At 71.9% G+C, this 14,152-nt stretch carries 14 protein-coding genes and 1 pseudogene; 10 read left to right on the top strand and 5 right to left on the bottom strand.

The annotated features are described in order from the left end of the window. Window positions 1-156: 156 nt before the first annotated feature. Complete coding sequence (locus ABZZ20_RS13055; RefSeq protein ID WP_356869713.1) at window positions 157-753, bottom strand: hypothetical protein; 597 nt, start codon at window positions 751-753, stop codon at window positions 157-159. Between the two features lie 197 nt (window positions 754-950). Here ABZZ20_RS13055 and ABZZ20_RS13050 point away from each other — a divergent pair, with 197 nt between their 5' ends. The 6 genes and pseudogenes from ABZZ20_RS13050 to ABZZ20_RS13025 all read left to right on the top strand — a co-directional run bounded on the left by ABZZ20_RS13050 (window position 951) and on the right by ABZZ20_RS13025 (window position 5,760). Further along, window positions 951-2,306 (top strand): peptidase C39 family protein, encoded by a 1,356-nt coding sequence (locus ABZZ20_RS13050; RefSeq protein ID WP_356869487.1) that lies wholly within the window; start codon window positions 951-953, stop codon window positions 2,304-2,306. Between the two features lie 95 nt (window positions 2,307-2,401). Then, window positions 2,402-2,830, top strand: a complete 429-nt coding sequence (locus ABZZ20_RS13045; RefSeq protein WP_356869486.1) for an SPW repeat protein — start codon at window positions 2,402-2,404, stop codon at window positions 2,828-2,830. A 147-nt stretch (window positions 2,831-2,977) separates the two neighbouring features. Next, entirely contained in the window at window positions 2,978-3,130 is a 153-nt protein-coding gene (locus ABZZ20_RS13040) for an SCO1431 family membrane protein (protein ID WP_356869485.1), read from the top strand. Between the two features lie 118 nt (window positions 3,131-3,248). Continuing rightward, window positions 3,249-3,758: pseudogene (locus ABZZ20_RS13035) on the top strand (TetR/AcrR family transcriptional regulator); the annotation flags it as partial. A gap of 429 nt (window positions 3,759-4,187) precedes the next feature. Beyond that, window positions 4,188-5,360: an acyl-CoA dehydrogenase family protein gene (locus tag ABZZ20_RS13030; protein ID WP_356869484.1), complete on the top strand. Its 1,173-nt coding sequence runs from the start codon at window positions 4,188-4,190 to the stop codon at window positions 5,358-5,360. A 16-nt stretch (window positions 5,361-5,376) separates the two neighbouring features. Then, window positions 5,377-5,760 (top strand): GNAT family N-acetyltransferase, encoded by a 384-nt coding sequence (locus tag ABZZ20_RS13025; protein ID WP_356869483.1) that lies wholly within the window; start codon window positions 5,377-5,379, stop codon window positions 5,758-5,760. Window positions 5,761-6,382: 622 nt separating this feature from the next. Here ABZZ20_RS13025 and ABZZ20_RS13020 read toward each other — a convergent pair. Next, on the bottom strand, window positions 6,383-6,823 hold the full coding sequence (locus ABZZ20_RS13020) for a hypothetical protein (protein ID WP_356869482.1): 441 nt from the start codon (window positions 6,821-6,823) through the stop codon (window positions 6,383-6,385). Between the two features lie 217 nt (window positions 6,824-7,040). Between ABZZ20_RS13020 and ABZZ20_RS13015 the strand changes: the two genes are divergently transcribed. The 4 genes from ABZZ20_RS13015 (at window position 7,041) to fxsA (ending at window position 10,986) form a co-directional block, all read left to right on the top strand. Further along, window positions 7,041-7,481 carry an Lrp/AsnC family transcriptional regulator gene (locus tag ABZZ20_RS13015; protein ID WP_030240692.1) on the top strand — a complete coding sequence of 147 codons (441 nt, stop codon included), beginning with the start codon at window positions 7,041-7,043 and terminating at the stop codon, window positions 7,479-7,481. Window positions 7,482-7,549: 68 nt separating this feature from the next. Next, window positions 7,550-9,184, top strand: a complete 1,635-nt coding sequence (locus ABZZ20_RS13010) for an amidohydrolase (protein WP_356869481.1) — start codon at window positions 7,550-7,552, stop codon at window positions 9,182-9,184. 315 nt (window positions 9,185-9,499) lie between these two features. Beyond that, window positions 9,500-10,333, top strand: coding sequence for a polyprenol monophosphomannose synthase (locus ABZZ20_RS13005; protein ID WP_356869480.1), 834 nt, complete (start codon window positions 9,500-9,502; stop codon window positions 10,331-10,333). A 77-nt stretch (window positions 10,334-10,410) separates the two neighbouring features. After that, window positions 10,411-10,986, top strand: coding sequence for an FxsA family membrane protein (fxsA, locus tag ABZZ20_RS13000; protein ID WP_356869479.1), 576 nt, complete (start codon window positions 10,411-10,413; stop codon window positions 10,984-10,986). A 97-nt stretch (window positions 10,987-11,083) separates the two neighbouring features. Here the strand turns inward: fxsA and ABZZ20_RS12995 are convergent, their stop codons facing one another. The 3 genes from ABZZ20_RS12995 to ABZZ20_RS12985 all read right to left on the bottom strand — a co-directional run bounded on the left by ABZZ20_RS12995 (window position 11,084) and on the right by ABZZ20_RS12985 (window position 13,982). Beyond that, window positions 11,084-11,458: an RNA polymerase-binding protein RbpA gene (locus tag ABZZ20_RS12995; RefSeq protein ID WP_007262928.1), complete on the bottom strand. Its 375-nt coding sequence runs from the start codon at window positions 11,456-11,458 to the stop codon at window positions 11,084-11,086. Between the two features lie 312 nt (window positions 11,459-11,770). Beyond that, entirely contained in the window at window positions 11,771-13,144 is a 1,374-nt protein-coding gene (locus ABZZ20_RS12990) for an MFS transporter (protein WP_356869478.1), read from the bottom strand. Window positions 13,145-13,211: 67 nt separating this feature from the next. Next, a complete protein-coding gene (locus ABZZ20_RS12985; protein WP_356869477.1) occupies window positions 13,212-13,982 on the bottom strand; it encodes a glycerophosphodiester phosphodiesterase in 771 nt (256 codons plus the stop codon). Window positions 13,983-14,152: the final 170 nt, after the last annotated feature.

Genomic DNA, 14,152 nt, shown 5'->3' with positions numbered 1-14,152 from the left:
GCGGGGGCAGAACGAAGCCCCCGATCACGGGGGAACAATCGGGGGCTTCGCGTCCGCTGCGGCCTGGAAAGACCGCGCATTCAGAACGTAAGGCCGCTGCGGGGGCCAGGTCAAGCACGTCGGGGACGGCCCGCGGCAGTGGTGCTTCCGACCGCCTCAGGCCCGGGGGAGTCCGTCACCTTCCGTGACGGGAGCAGCCCTTCCGGCCGTCTCATCCGCCCCGGAAGACCACTCGTATCCCGTACCGCTCTGACGTACCAAAGTGTCGGCGAAGGGGCGCGAAGGATCATCCGAGAAGTGCGCGCGCTCCGCGCGCTCCCATCCGTCCCAGAAGTCGGAGAGTTCACGCCCGTCCCGATAACGACCGCGCCCCCAGGACTGCGCGCGCGGTGTCTCCATCCACAGCAGCCTCGCTAGGTACGGGCGCAGCGCCCGGCGGCCGGCCCCGACCCCCTCGACGAGGAGCACCGGCGAAGGCTCCAACACCCGCTCCGGGCCGAAGCGGCGCTCCACCCAGTCGTACGGGGTCCAGCGGGCCGCACGCCCGGCGGAGAGCGGTTCCAGCACCTGCGTGCGCAGTCGTTCCGGCCAGTCGAAAAGCTCCTCGTGGGTGGCCACGTCGTCCAGGTGCAGCACTGGCGCCCCGCCCAGCGCCTCGGCGAGCAGCCCGGCGAAGGTGCTCTTCCCGGACCCGGCGTGCCCGTCGATCGCGACCAGCCGCACGGGACCCAGGGACGGCGACAGACCGGCGATCTCCCGGGCGAGCGGTGCGAGCGACGGGCACGCCGGGTGCGAGAGGTACGAGGGGTACGAGGGGTGCGGCTCCACCCGGCCAGCCTACGGCTCGGTCCCGCATCACCCCCGACACGGCCCTGGCTTCGGCCTGCCGCCACCGGGAACTGGAAGGGTGGAGCGACCGAAGCACCGACCCGTCCAGGGGGAACCCCGCGATGACCGCACGCACGCCGCGCAGGGCCGTACTCGCCGCCGTACTCGCGGCGGCCACCACCGCCACGATGGCCGGTGGCTCGGCCACGGCCGCCACCCGTACCGGAGCGAACGTGCCGGCCACGGTGGACAACCTGTTCTGGTACGCGGACGGCCACTGGCGGGCCGGCACCCACCGGGGCACCGCCGCCCTCAACGGCTCCCGCCCCGGCCTGGTGATCACGACCCCGGCCGGCCGCACCGAGTACACGGACCCGCACACCGCAAAGAAGAACACCTGGGAGTACGCCGCCTGGACCTCCCCCGTACACCGGTCCTCCGTCCCCGGCACCGAGGCCATCGCCTCCTGGAACGCCCACACCCCGGCCGGCACGTGGATCCAGGTCGAACTGCGCGCCACCTACGGCACCGGCGCCACCACCCCCTGGTACGTGATGGGCCGCTGGGCCTCCGGGGACGTCGACATCCGGCGCACCTCCGTCGACGGTCAGACCGACGGCACCTCCACCGTGTGGACCGACACCCTCGCCGTCGACGCCCCGGCCCGGGCGAATGGGGTACGGATTACCGACTGGCAACTGCGCCTCACCCTGTACCGCAAGCCCGGCGCCGCCCAGGGCCCGACGGTCTGGCTGGCCGGGGCCATGGTCTCCGACGTCCCGGACCGGTTCACCGTGCCCGCCTCCGTCCCGTCCGGCAAGGCCCACGAGCTGAATGTCCCGCGCTACTCGCAGGAGATCCACGTCGGCCAGTACCCCCAGTACGACAACGGCGGCGAGGCCTGGTGCAGTCCCACTTCCTCCCAAATGATCATCGAGTACTGGGGAGGCAGGCCCACCCCCGAGGACCTGGCCTGGGTCGATTCCCGCTACGCCGACCCCCAGGTCTGCCACGCGGCCCGTTCCACCTACGACAGCGCGTACAAGGGGTGCGGCAACTGGCCGTTCAACGCCGCGTACGCCGCCACCTACAGCGGCCTCGCCGGGGTCGTCACCCGGCTCCGTTCCCTCGCCGACCTGGAGGCCGTGGTCAGGGCGGGCATCCCGGCGATCACCTCGCAGTCCTTCCGCGCCGAGGAACTCACCGGTGCGGGCTACGGCACCGCCGGCCACCTGATGACCGTGATCGGCTTCACGGCGGCCGGGGACGTGATCGCCAACGACCCGAACTCGCCTGACGACCCGGCCGTCCGGCGCGTCTACAAGCGGCGTGAATGGGAGAACGTCTGGCTGCGCACCAAGCGCTACAACGCCGCCGGCAAGGTCGCCACCGGCTCGGGAGGCATCTGCTACCTGTACGCCCCGGCCCACCCGAGCATCGCCCAGATCCTGGCGCTCAGGTCGGTGGGGGTGCTGTGAGACGAGCCTGGAATCTCCCGTTGACCGGAGGTAAAAATAAGTGGAACATAAGGTCATAAAGGGTGCATAAAGTCTTCTACAGGAGGCGGCCCACCATGACCACCCACAGCATCGAACACCACCCCGACCTCGCCGAGATGCGCTCGCGGTTCGAGCGGGTCACCAGCACCCCCGCCGCGCAGACCGTGGAGGCGCTGGCCCTCATCACGGGCCTGTACCTGGCGGCTTCGCCGTGGATCGCCGGCTTCAGCGTCTTCGGCTCGCTGGCCATCAACAACCTGATCGCAGGCCTGGCGTACTGCCTGTGCATGAGCGGACTCGGCTCGGCCTACGAACGCACCCACGCGATGGCCTGGACGGCGGTCGCGATCGGCGCCTGGACGGTTGTGGCCCCGTGGGCCATCGCCGGCGAGGTCGACACGACCCGCACCGTGGTCAGCAACGTCATCGCAGGTGGCGTCGCACTGCTCCTCGCCCTGGCCATGGTGGCCATGGCGGGACGCAAGCGTGCCTCTTCCGTCTGACACACCCGCACGCGCCGGGCCCCGACCGCACACCGGCCGGGGCCCGGCGGGCGTGCGGTCGGCGGCGTGCGGTCAGGGGCGTGATGCGTGCCACGCGTGATGCTCGTCTCTACCGCGAAAGCCGCGAACGCTGTCACATTGGACGGCATGACCGCACACAGCGCCGCACTCACCGCCCGCGCCCGCAACCTCGTCCGGACCGGTGGCCCCAAGGACGCCCCCTCCTGGCTCGAGCACGTGCTCGGCTGGACCCTGGTGGTCGTCGTCGCCATGTTCGTCACCCAGATCGGCTGGCTCTGACCTTCCCCGTCCTCGCCGCCCTCCGCTCCGGCCTGCCCGCCCCGCTGCGCAGCGAAATACGGGGAACGGGTCTGCCATACTGCGGACGTCTTATGGCAGTTCGAGGCTGGGGTCGAATTTGAACATTAGTCAACGACGCGGTACGACGGGGCGTTCGCAGGTCCGCAGGGCCGAACTAATAGCGACCGGGCGCAAGTTGTTCGCCGACACCTCGTACGACGCGCTCTCCGTGGACGACATCGCGAAGCACGCGGGCGTCGCCAAGGGACTGATCTACTACTACTTCAAGAGCAAGCGCGGCTACTACCTCGCCGTCGTCGAGGACTCGGTCGCCGAGCTCGTCGCGCGCGCCGCGGGGGAGCCTGAGCTGCCGGCCGCCGAGCGGGCGCGCCGTACGATCGACGGCTATCTCCACTACGCCGAGCACCACCGGGCCGCCTACCGCACCATCGCCACCGGGGGAGTCGGCTCCGATGCCGAGGTGCTGGCGATCCGTGACGCCGTCCGCTCCGAGCTGGTGGCCACCATCGCCGAGGGCGCTTACGGGTGCCGCACCATCCCGCCGATCGCCCGGCTCGCACTGCTGGGCTGGCTGTCGGGGGTCGAGGGGGCCACCCTGGAGTGGATCGGCGCCCTGAGCGCCACCGCCCCCGCCGACGCCCCCGATGCCGATGCCCCTGGCGCTGCCGACGGCGGCGATGTGGAACCCGGCCCGGGCGCCGGCCCGGAGTCCGGCACACAGGCCCTGCAGCAGCCGGACCGCGCCCAGCTCGGGGCCCTTTTCGTGCGCCAGCTGCGTGCGACGCTGACCGTGATCGGGGAGTTCGTCCCGGAGTTTCCGCCCCCACCCCTCCTCGAAGAAGGGTTCGAGGCGGTCGGTGATCTTGCCCCGGTGACGGGACGCTCCTGATCGGGCATACTCAAGCCGCCGCAGCCGCTGAACTGCCCCTTCCGTGATCCGGGAGGGCAGTATCGGCTGTAAGAGCACCGAGACCCGGCGGCGCGTCCCACACCTCACGCGTCGCCGCCGTGCCCGACGAGGGAGGAGAGCGCCGCCATGAACGACCGCGCCCCGCAGCCGGTGGACCGTCAGCTGCCCACCGAGGAGTCCCGGGATCTCCTCGCGCTCGTACGAGAGATCGCCCAGCGGGAAATCCGCCCCCGGGCCGCCGAAGAGGAAGACGCCGGGCGGTTTCCCCGGGCGATCTTCACCCTGCTGTCCGAAGCCGGCCTGCTCGGACTTCCGTACGCCGGCGAGCACGGCGGTGGTGAGCAGCCGTACGAGGTCTACCTGCAGGTCCTGGAGGAGCTCGCCGCGGCCCGCCTGACCGTCGGCCTCGGCGTCAGCGTGCACTCGCTGTCCTGCCACGGCCTCGCCGGATACGGCACCGAGGAGCAGCAGAAGGCCCACCTGCCGGCCATGCTCGGCGGCGGCCTGCTCGGCGCGTACTGCCTGTCCGAGCCCGCCTCGGGCTCCGATGCCGCCTCGCTGACCACCAAGGCCGTGCGCGACGGAGACGACTGGATCATCACCGGTACCAAGGCCTGGATCACCCACGGCGGGGTCGCCGACTTCTACACCGTCCTCGCACGCACCGGCGGCGAGGGCCCCAAGGGCATCACCGCCTTCCTCGTGCCGGGCGACGCGGAGGGCCTGACGGCCGCCGTGCCCGAGAAGAAGATGGGGATGAAGGGCTCGCCCACCGCCCAGCTGCACTTCGACGGGGTGCGCGTCGCGGACGCACGCCGGATCGGTGAGGAGGGTCAGGGCTTCACCATCGCGCTGGCCGCCCTGGACGCCGGACGCCTGGGCATCGCCGCCTGCGCCATAGGCGTCGCGCAGGCCGCTCTGGACGAGGCCGTTGCGTACGCCCTGGACCGCAAGCAGTTCGGGCACCCGATCGCGGACTTCCAGGGGCTGCGCTTCATGCTCGCCGACATGGGCACCAAGATCGAGGCCGGGCGGGCGCTCTACCTGGCGGCGGCGCGGCTGCGGGACGCGGGCAAGCCGTTCTCCCGCCAGGCGGCGATGGCGAAGCTGTTCTGCACGGACGCCGCCATGGCGGTCACGACGGACGCGGTCCAGGTCCTCGGCGGCTACGGCTACACCGCGGACTTCCCGGTGGAGCGGCTGATGCGCGAGGCGAAGGTGCTCCAGATCGTGGAGGGCACCAACCAGATCCAGCGCATGGTCATCGCCCGGCACCTGGCGGGCCCGGAATCACGCTGAGCCGGTTCTCCTGGGGGTGTGCCCGGCGCTGGCCGACGCCGAGCTGAACGGACTGTTCGCTGCGGCCTGGCCCGGGCGCCGGGCGGCCGCGCTCGGGCCGGTGCTGGAGCGCAGCACGGCCTGGATCGCCGCCCGCCGGGACGGCCGCCTGGTCGGCTACGCCAACGTCGCGGGTGACGGCGGCGCCGGCACACACCAGGCCTTCATCCTGGACACCACCGTCCACACCCGACGAGCGCCGGCTCGGACCCGGGGTGCGCCCGGTCCGCGCTGTCGCCGAGGCGGCGCGGAAATCCGGGGCGCAGCGGCTGCACGTGGACCGCGAGCCGCACCTCGATTCGAGGCCTTCTCCGCGCAGTGCGGCTTCCTGCCCACCGCGGCCGGGCTGCTCCCGCTCTGAGCGGGTCCCCGGCGGCCCCACGAGGTGCGGCGCCGGTCGGGTCGGGCTCGCGAGGTTCCCCGGCTACCGCCGGGAAGGCGGCGCCGCCCCCTGATCCCGCCGACTCGACCGGCCGGGCCGTTCTTGGGGCAGAAGTTTCGAGCATGGTCATACAGGGCCAACGCGTGACCCGACCCCGAGTAACCGCTCCCGCGCCCCGGGTATCCGTTCCAGGCGTCGTCGCCCGCGCGGTCCTGCGTGGCCCGCGCGGTGTCGTACATGGCGCCCTGCGCAGGGCCGCGGTGTGGCCAGACGTGCCGCACTGTCAGGGAATGGCAGGCGTACGGCCCTGGGGGGCGATATCTGACGTGCTGTCATATTCGTCCGAGTCGAGCCGAGTCGAGCCCAGAACGCGCCACCGCATCCCGTGCCACCGCGCCGCAACAGGAGGTCGGCCATGCCCGCGGGCCCCCGTACCCCTCGACGAATACCCCGCCCACCAGGCCCCGTTGTCGAGCTCCCGGCTGATCCGGACGGCCTGAACCTGCACCACTCCAGCCTCGCGACCGTGGTGCGGGGAACGTACTGCTAGGTCCGTCGAAACCGCGGACTCCGGTCGGTCCGCGCGGCGGTCGACGAACCGTCAGGCGGCCTGCGCGTGCTGCCGCATCCGCGGCAGCAGTGTCGGCGCCGGCACCCGCACGGGACGCGAGCCGGGACCGCCGACGTGCGAGAACGGCTGCGTCCGCCAGTCCAGCCCCTGCGGCAGGTCCAGCAGCACGACCTCGAACTCCGCGAGCTCTTCGAGGCCCGTGCCCACGGTCGGCAGCGCGTCGGAGGCCGGACGGCCCGTGCCCGCGCACACCGTGAGCCCGAACGGGTTCCAGGGGGTCAAGCAGAGCGCGTGCTCCGGCAGGTACTCCTCGTCCGCGACGAGGGCGATCGACTGACCGCAGTCCGGGCAGATCGCGTGGTGGATCTCGAAACCCTCGACGTCTTCGAGGTACTCCGCGTCGGCGTACTCGGTTTCGTCGGGTTCCAGGGGCTCCGGTTCGATGCGACCGGCGCGCTTGGTGTTCAGCATGGATGTACTCCCCCTTGGCGGGGCCGGGCGGGTAGGTTCTACGGCCTCGGCCACACCAAGCACTTCCCGTCGCGCGGCACGAGTAACCACAACATCGAGGCGTACGCCTGCATACCCTTGTGGCCTTGGTCACATGCCCGCCGAAGGTGCCACTTGTGAGCGGACAGCACTGTGCCTGGAGCGCCCTTGGGCCTTAGGTTGAGCGGCTATGAGCGCAATGGAGGAGCTGGACCGCCAGATCGTGGATCTGCTCGTGCGGGACGGGCGGATGAGCTACACGGACCTGGGCAAGGCCACGGGACTGTCCACGTCGGCAGTCCATCAGCGAGTACGCCGTCTTGAGCAGCGCGGGGTGATCCGCGGATACGCAGCCGTGGTCGATCCCGAGGCCGTGGGCCTGCCCCTGACGGCCTTCATCTCGGTGAAGCCCTTCGACCCGAGCGCCCCGGACGACATCGCCGAGCGGCTGGCCGGCGTACCGGAGATCGAGGCCTGCCACAGCGTCGCCGGCGACGAGAACTACATCCTGAAGGTCCGCGTCGCGACCCCGCTCGAACTGGAAGACCTCCTGGGCCGCCTGCGCGCCCTGGCTCACGTCTCGACCCGCACGACGGTGGTCCTGTCCACCCCGTACGAGGCCCGCCCGCCCCGGGTGTGACCCGGTGGCCGCGCCCGGTGGTGGGGGCGCGGTCGAGGACGGCCCGCGGACCCGCGAGACTGGTGCGCATGACTGACCGCACCGCCAGCTCCGTCGACGCCGCCGGGGCCCCCGCATCCGAACGGACCGTCCTCCTCCGCGGGGGCGAGGTCCACAGCCCCGCCGACCCGTTCGCCACCGCGATGGTGATCGAGCGGGGACACATCGCCTGGGTCGGCTCCGAAGGCGCAGCCGATGCCTTCGCGCAGGGCGTGGACGAGGTCGTCGACCTCGACGGGGCGCTGGTCACACCCGCCTTCACCGACGCGCACGTGCACACCACCTCGGCCGGGCTGGCCCTCACCGGCCTGGACCTCACCGCTGCCACCTCCCTCCCCGACGCCCTCCGCCTCGTCCGTGCGTACGCCGCCGACCGGCCCGGCGACCGGGTGCTCCTGGGGCACGGCTGGGACGCCGCCCGCTGGCCCGAGCGCCGCGCGCCCCGCCGCGAGGAGCTCGACGAGGCCACCGGGGGCCGCCCCCTCTACCTCAGCCGCATCGACGTGCACTCCGCCGTGGTCACCACCGCCCTGCTCGACCTCGTCCCGTCCGTCTCCGTCCGCGATGACGAACCGCTGACCCGGGACGACCACCACGCCGTCCGCAGGGCCGCCCTTGCGGCCGTCACCCCCGCCCAGCGCGCCGAGGCCCAGCGGGCCGCCCTCGACCGGGCCGCTTCCCTCGGCATCGGCTCCGTCCACGAGTGCGGCGGCCCCGACATCTCCTCGGCCGAGGACTTCGCGGACCTCCTCAACCTCGCCCGCGAGAGGCCCGGACCGCGCGTCTTCGGGTACTGGGCGGACCGCGACCTGGAGCAGGCCAAGGCGCTCGGCGCCATCGGCGCCGCCGGCGACCTCTTCGTGGACGGCGCCCTCGGCTCCCACACCGCCTGCCTGCACGCCCCGTACGCCGATGCGGGCCACACCGGCACCGGATACCTCGACGCAGCCCAGGTCGCCGAACACGTCGCCGCGTGTACCGAGGCGGGCCTCCAGGCCGGTTTCCACGCCATCGGCGACGCCGCCCTCACCGCCGTCGTCGACGGCGTCCGCGCCGCCGCCGACCGGGTCGGTCTCGCCCGCGTCCGCGCCGCCCGGCACCGGGTCGAGCACGCCGAGATGATGACCCCCGCCACCATCGCCGCCTTCGCGGACCTCGGCCTCACCGCCTCCGTGCAGCCCGCCTTCGACGCGGCCTGGGGCGGCGAGGACGGCATGTACGCCGACCGGCTCGGCGTCGAGCGCGCCCGGACCCTCAACCCGTTCGCGGCCCTGCTCAAGGCGGGCGTGCCGCTCGCCTTCGGCTCCGACGCCCCCGTCACCCCGTTCGATCCCTGGGGCACCGTCCGCGCGGCAGCCTTCCACCGCACCCCCGAGCACCGGATCTCCGTACGGGCGGCCTTCACGGCCCACACCCGGGGCGGCTGGCGGGCCCTCGGCCGCGACGGGGCGGGTGTGCTGGTGCCCGGCGCCCCGGCCGACTACGCGCTCTGGGAGACCGCCGAACTGGTCGTCCAGGCCCCCGACGACCGGGTCGCCCGCTGGTCCACGGACCCGCGTTCCGGGACCCCCGGACTGCCCGACCTGACTCCCGGTGGCGACCTGCCGGTGTGCCTCGCCACGGTGGTCGGCGGGCGGGAGGTATTCGTACGGCCACAGGGGTGATCCGGTCGGCCTCGGTTCGATGCGGGCGACCCGACCCCGATAGGTTCGGCCGGGTCCACCACCGGACCCCCGCACCCGGCGGATCCGTCCTCTCGGCGCGCCCGTGCCCGGGGGCGAGGGAAGGTTTTGCCGGTGGGGGCCCCCGCGGTACCCGGGGGAGGGTGGCCCGGGGTCGGGGCCCGCGGTCCAGTAGACAACGGTCACGGCGACCCGCAGCCAGCGGGAGCCGGACCGGCCCGAAGGATCGCGGGCCCCGGCCACTGTTCTAAAGTCATCCTCTGTGACAGGACGTACAAGAACACGAAGGCGGACCCAGTGAGCGACGGCGGACAGCGGGGCCACGGACCGCTCGGCACGACCTTGGTGATCATTCCGACCTTCAACGAGGCGGAGAACATCGGGCCGATCGTCGGTCGCGTCCGCACGGCGGTGCCCGAGGCGCACATCCTGGTCGCGGATGACAACAGCCCCGATGGCACCGGCAAGCTCGCCGACGAGCTGGCGGCCGGCGACGACCACGTGCACGTCCTCCACCGCAAGGGCAAGGAGGGCCTGGGCGCCGCCTACCTGGCGGGCTTCGCCTGGGGCCTGGAGCGCGACTACGGCGTGCTCGTCGAGATGGACGCCGACGGCTCCCACCAGCCGGAGGAGCTGCCCCGACTGCTCACCGCGCTGGCCGGGGCCGACCTCGTCCTGGGCTCGCGCTGGGTACCCGGTGGCCGGGTGGTCAACTGGCCCAAGAGCCGGGAGTTCCTCTCGCGCGGCGGTTCGACGTACTCCCGGTTGATGCTCGACGTCCCGATCCGCGACGTGACGGGCGGCTACCGAGCCTTCCGCCGCGAGACGCTGGAAGGACTGGGCCTCGACGAGGTGGCCTCCGCGGGCTACTGCTTCCAGGTCGACCTGGCCCGCCGGGCCGTGCGCGAGGGCTTCCGCGTCGTCGAGGTGCCCATCACGTTCGTCGAGCGCGAGTTCGGCGACAGCAAGATGAGCAAGGACATCGTGGTGGAGGCCCTCTGGCGGGTCACCCAATGGGGTTTCAAGGCGCACGCGGCCAAGCTGACCGGCCAGGAGCGGCCCAAGGGCGAGGACAAGGGCGAGGACAAGGGCGAGGACAAGGGGTCGGACACGGGCGGGACCAAGGCCTGACGCCCGGTGGCCCCTAGGGGATGTCCGGTACCTCCGGCTGAAGCCGCTTTTACGCCGCCCCAGGCACACTGGAGGGTATGACGACCGGCGTTCCCCTCTCGGCCCCCCGGCGGCGCTCGCGCGGCCGTACGTTCCTCCCCCTGGCGGTCGCCGCCTGGCTGATCCTGGAGATCTGGCTGCTCGGCCTGGTCGCCGGCGCGGCCGGTGGTCTGACCGTCGCCGCGTTGCTCGTCGGCGGGATCCTGCTCGGCGTGGTCGTCATCAAGCGGGCCGGGCGGCGCGCCTTCAAGAACCTGACGGACACCTTCCAGCAGGCCCAGCAGGGGCAGCAGCCCGCCCCGCAGCAGCCGGGCAGTGGGAACGCCCTCACGATGCTGGCCGGCCTGCTGCTGATCCTGCCGGGCCTGCTGTCCGACGTGGCGGGTCTGCTCTGCCTCCTCCCGCCCGTCCGGGCGTGGATCGGACGCCGGGTGGCTGCCTCCCTGGACCGCCGGATGGCTTCGGCGTCCGCCGGGAGTTTCGGCGGCGCCTTCCAGCAGGCCCGTATCCACTACCCCGACGGCAAGATCGTCCAGGGTGAGGTCATCCGCGAGGACGGGGCGCAGTCGCCGGGCCCCGACACCACCGGTTACCGGCCGCCGCTGGCGCCCTGAGAGCGACCGGAGAAGAACGACCAGAGAACAAGCCGAGGGCCCCCGCCACGAGATCTCGTGGCGGGGGCCCTCGGCTTGTTCTCTCTGCGTCCGGCTGTCAGGCGGACTTGCGGCTGTCCCGCGGATGCACGGCAATGTTCATGGCGCCGGAACGCAGGACCGCCAGCCTCTCGGCCAGCACTTCCTCCAGTTCCTCGCGGGTGCGCCGCTCCATGAGCATGTCCCAGTGCGTTCGCGCAGGCTTGCCCTTCTTCTCTTCGGGCCCGTCCCCGTCAACCAGGAGTGCCATGGCGCCGCACGCCTTGCACTCCCACTCCGGCGGAATCTCTGCCTCAACCGAGAACGGCATCTCAAATCGATGTCCGTTCTGGCATGCGTACTCCACCGCCTGGCGCGGGGCCAGATCGATGCCGCGGTCCGTCTCGTAGCTGGTAACCACGAGCCGCGTACCGCGGAGAGCTCGCTCACTCATGAATCGTGCCTCCCGGGCTTGTCGCCCACAGGACAGGTGTCGCTGTCGTCGTCATCCGGTCAACGTCCGGTCGGCGGTATAGATTCCCGCTCCGGGTCGTGCGTCGCCCGTCGTGCCGCCCCTTGTTGTACCCACCAATGCCCGTTTTGTCACATCTGGCAGCAGATGTCACCCAACGTCTTCACTTCTTTAGCGCGCAGTAACGGTCCGCCTGGCAGGCCAAAGGCGTACACTACCGGCCCTTCGCTTCAACGTCGAAATCCGTTCGGAATTCGTATGAAGATCCGGGCCGAATCCGCGGCCGAGCGCCCGTCAGATGCGCTCGGGAACAGGATTGCCGGCCGCCTCCACCGCACGCCGCACCGGCACCCGCGCCAACAGCACGAAACCCAGTGCGAAGAACCCCACCAACGAGATGATCGCGTCCCGGTAGCTGCCCGTGACCTGGTACGTCAGGCCGAAGACCAGCGGTCCGACCCAGCTCAGCCCCCGGTCGCTCATCTCGTACGCGGAGAAGTATTCGGCCTCCTTGCCCGCCGGCACCAGGTGCGAGAACAGCGAGCGGGACAGCGCCTGGCTGCCGCCCAGCACCAATCCGATCATCGACGCCAGTGCGAAGAACCACATCGGCGTCCGGGCCGGCAGGAAGTATCCGGCCCCCAGCGTCAGTCCCCATGCGGCCAGCGAGCCGAGGATCGTCCGCTTCGCGCCGTACGTCACGGCCAGCCGACCCATGGCCAGGGCTCCCGCCACGGCCAGGACCTGTACCAGCAGCACCGCCACGATCAGCGTGGACTGTTCGAGCTCCAGCTCCTCCTTGCCGTAGATCGAGGCCTGGGAGATCACGGTCTGCACGCCGTCGTTGTAGATCAGGTAGGCCAGCAGGAACGACAGGGTCAGCGGGTAGCGCCGCATGTCCTTCAAAGTCGCCACGAGCTGCTTCCAGCCGCTGACGGCCGGCGCCGCACCGGGCTCCCGGACCACCGCCCGGTCCCGCAGCCGACGCAGCGGGACGATCGCGAAGGCCCCCCACCACAGGCCCGCCGAGGCCAGGCAGATCCGGACCGCCGCACCCTCGGAGAGGCCGAAGGAGTCGTGGCCCTGGAAGAGCACCAGGTTCAGCACGAGGACGAACGCCCCCGAGGTGTACCCGAACGCCCAGCCCCGGGAAGAGACGGTGTCCCGCTCGTCCGGGGTGGAGATCTGCGGCAGATAGGCGTTGTACAGCACCATGGAGACCGAGAGCGAGGCGTTCGCGACGATCAGCAGCAGCCCGCCCAGCAGATAGCGGTCGCCGCCCAGGAAGAACATTCCGGTCGTCGCCGTCGCACCCGTGTACGCCGCCGCCGCGAGCAGCGGCTTCTTGCGACCCGTGCGGTCCGCGAGGGCGCCCACCAGCGGCATGACCAGGACGGCCACGATCACCGAGGCGGAGACGGCGTAGGCGAAGAAGGACCCGGCCCGGACCGGGATGCCCAGCGGGTGCACGTACCCCTCGGCGTCCCCGGCGGCCTTCGCCACCGCGGTCAGGTACGGCCCGAGGAACACGGTGAGCACGCTGCTCGAATACACCGAGCAGGCGAAGTCGTAGAAGTACCAGCCGTGCTGCTCGCGCTTGCGGGCCGCGGCGGTCGCTCTGCCGTCCTCCGCCCCCGGTTCCGCTTCCTCTGTGGTCTGCGCACTCATGCGTGCCCCCTCGCTGGTCCCCGTACCGCTGCGGCCGCTCCACCGGGCGCGGCGGCCGTACGGGCGGTCAGGCCCAGGCCCCGCGCCGGTCCAGCACCGTGCGCAAGATGTCGATCCGGTCGGTCATGATGCCATCGACCCCCAGGTCGAGGAGAGTCTCCATGCGTTCCGGTTCGTTCACGGTCCACACGTGCACCTGGAGTCCCCGCTCGTGCGCGGTGCGTACGAAGCGCCGGTCGACCACGCGGATGCCTGCCTGGGTCTCCGGAACCTGCGCCGCCACCGCCCCGACCCGCAGCGCCGCCGGGATCGCGTACGAGCGCAGCCGCAGGCCGAGCACCCCGCGCACCCCGTACGAGGTCGCCAGCCGCGGCCCGGCGATCTTCTGGGCCCGGGCCACCCGGCTCTCCGAGAACGACCCCACGCACACCCGGTCCCACAGGCCCGCCCGCGCGATCAGATTGACCAGTGGGTGCAGCGCCGACTCGGCCTTGATGTCGATGTTCCATCGGGCGTCCGGGAACTCGTCGAGGAGGTCCTCGAACAGCGGGAGCGGCTCGCTGCCCCCCACCCGGGCCTCGCGGACCCTGCTCCAGGGCAGCTCGGCGATCCGGCCCCGCCCGTCGGTGACCCGGTCGAGCGTGGAGTCGTGGAAGGCGACGAGCTTGCCGTCGGCGGTGGTGTGCACATCCGTCTCGAAGTACCGGTACCCCGCGTCGGCCGCGCGACGGAAGGCCGCGACGGTGTTCTCCAGCCCGTCCGCGGCACCTCCCCGATGCGCGAAGGGGATGGGGGCCGGGTGGTCCAGATACGGATGGCGAAGGCGTACGTGCGTCACCCGCCGCAGTATGCACGCTCTCCCCGCCGGCCCGGGAGCATCGGCCTGACACCACGGTGAACGGCCCCGCGGTCTCGGTCGGCCGGACTCCCCGCGCGGCGCCCGGGCGCCTGCACGCATGGGCGGTGGGGAGCCGCCGGCGTCGCCACCCGGCCACCCGGCCTCGGGGC

The sequence above is a fragment of the Streptomyces sp. NPDC006430 genome (assembly GCF_040612395.1).
In the GTDB taxonomy this organism is placed as follows: Bacteria; Actinomycetota; Actinomycetes; order Streptomycetales; family Streptomycetaceae; genus Streptomyces.
The sequence above is the reverse complement of the archived record's forward strand: the minus strand, read 5'-3'. Positions and strand labels throughout refer to the sequence as shown.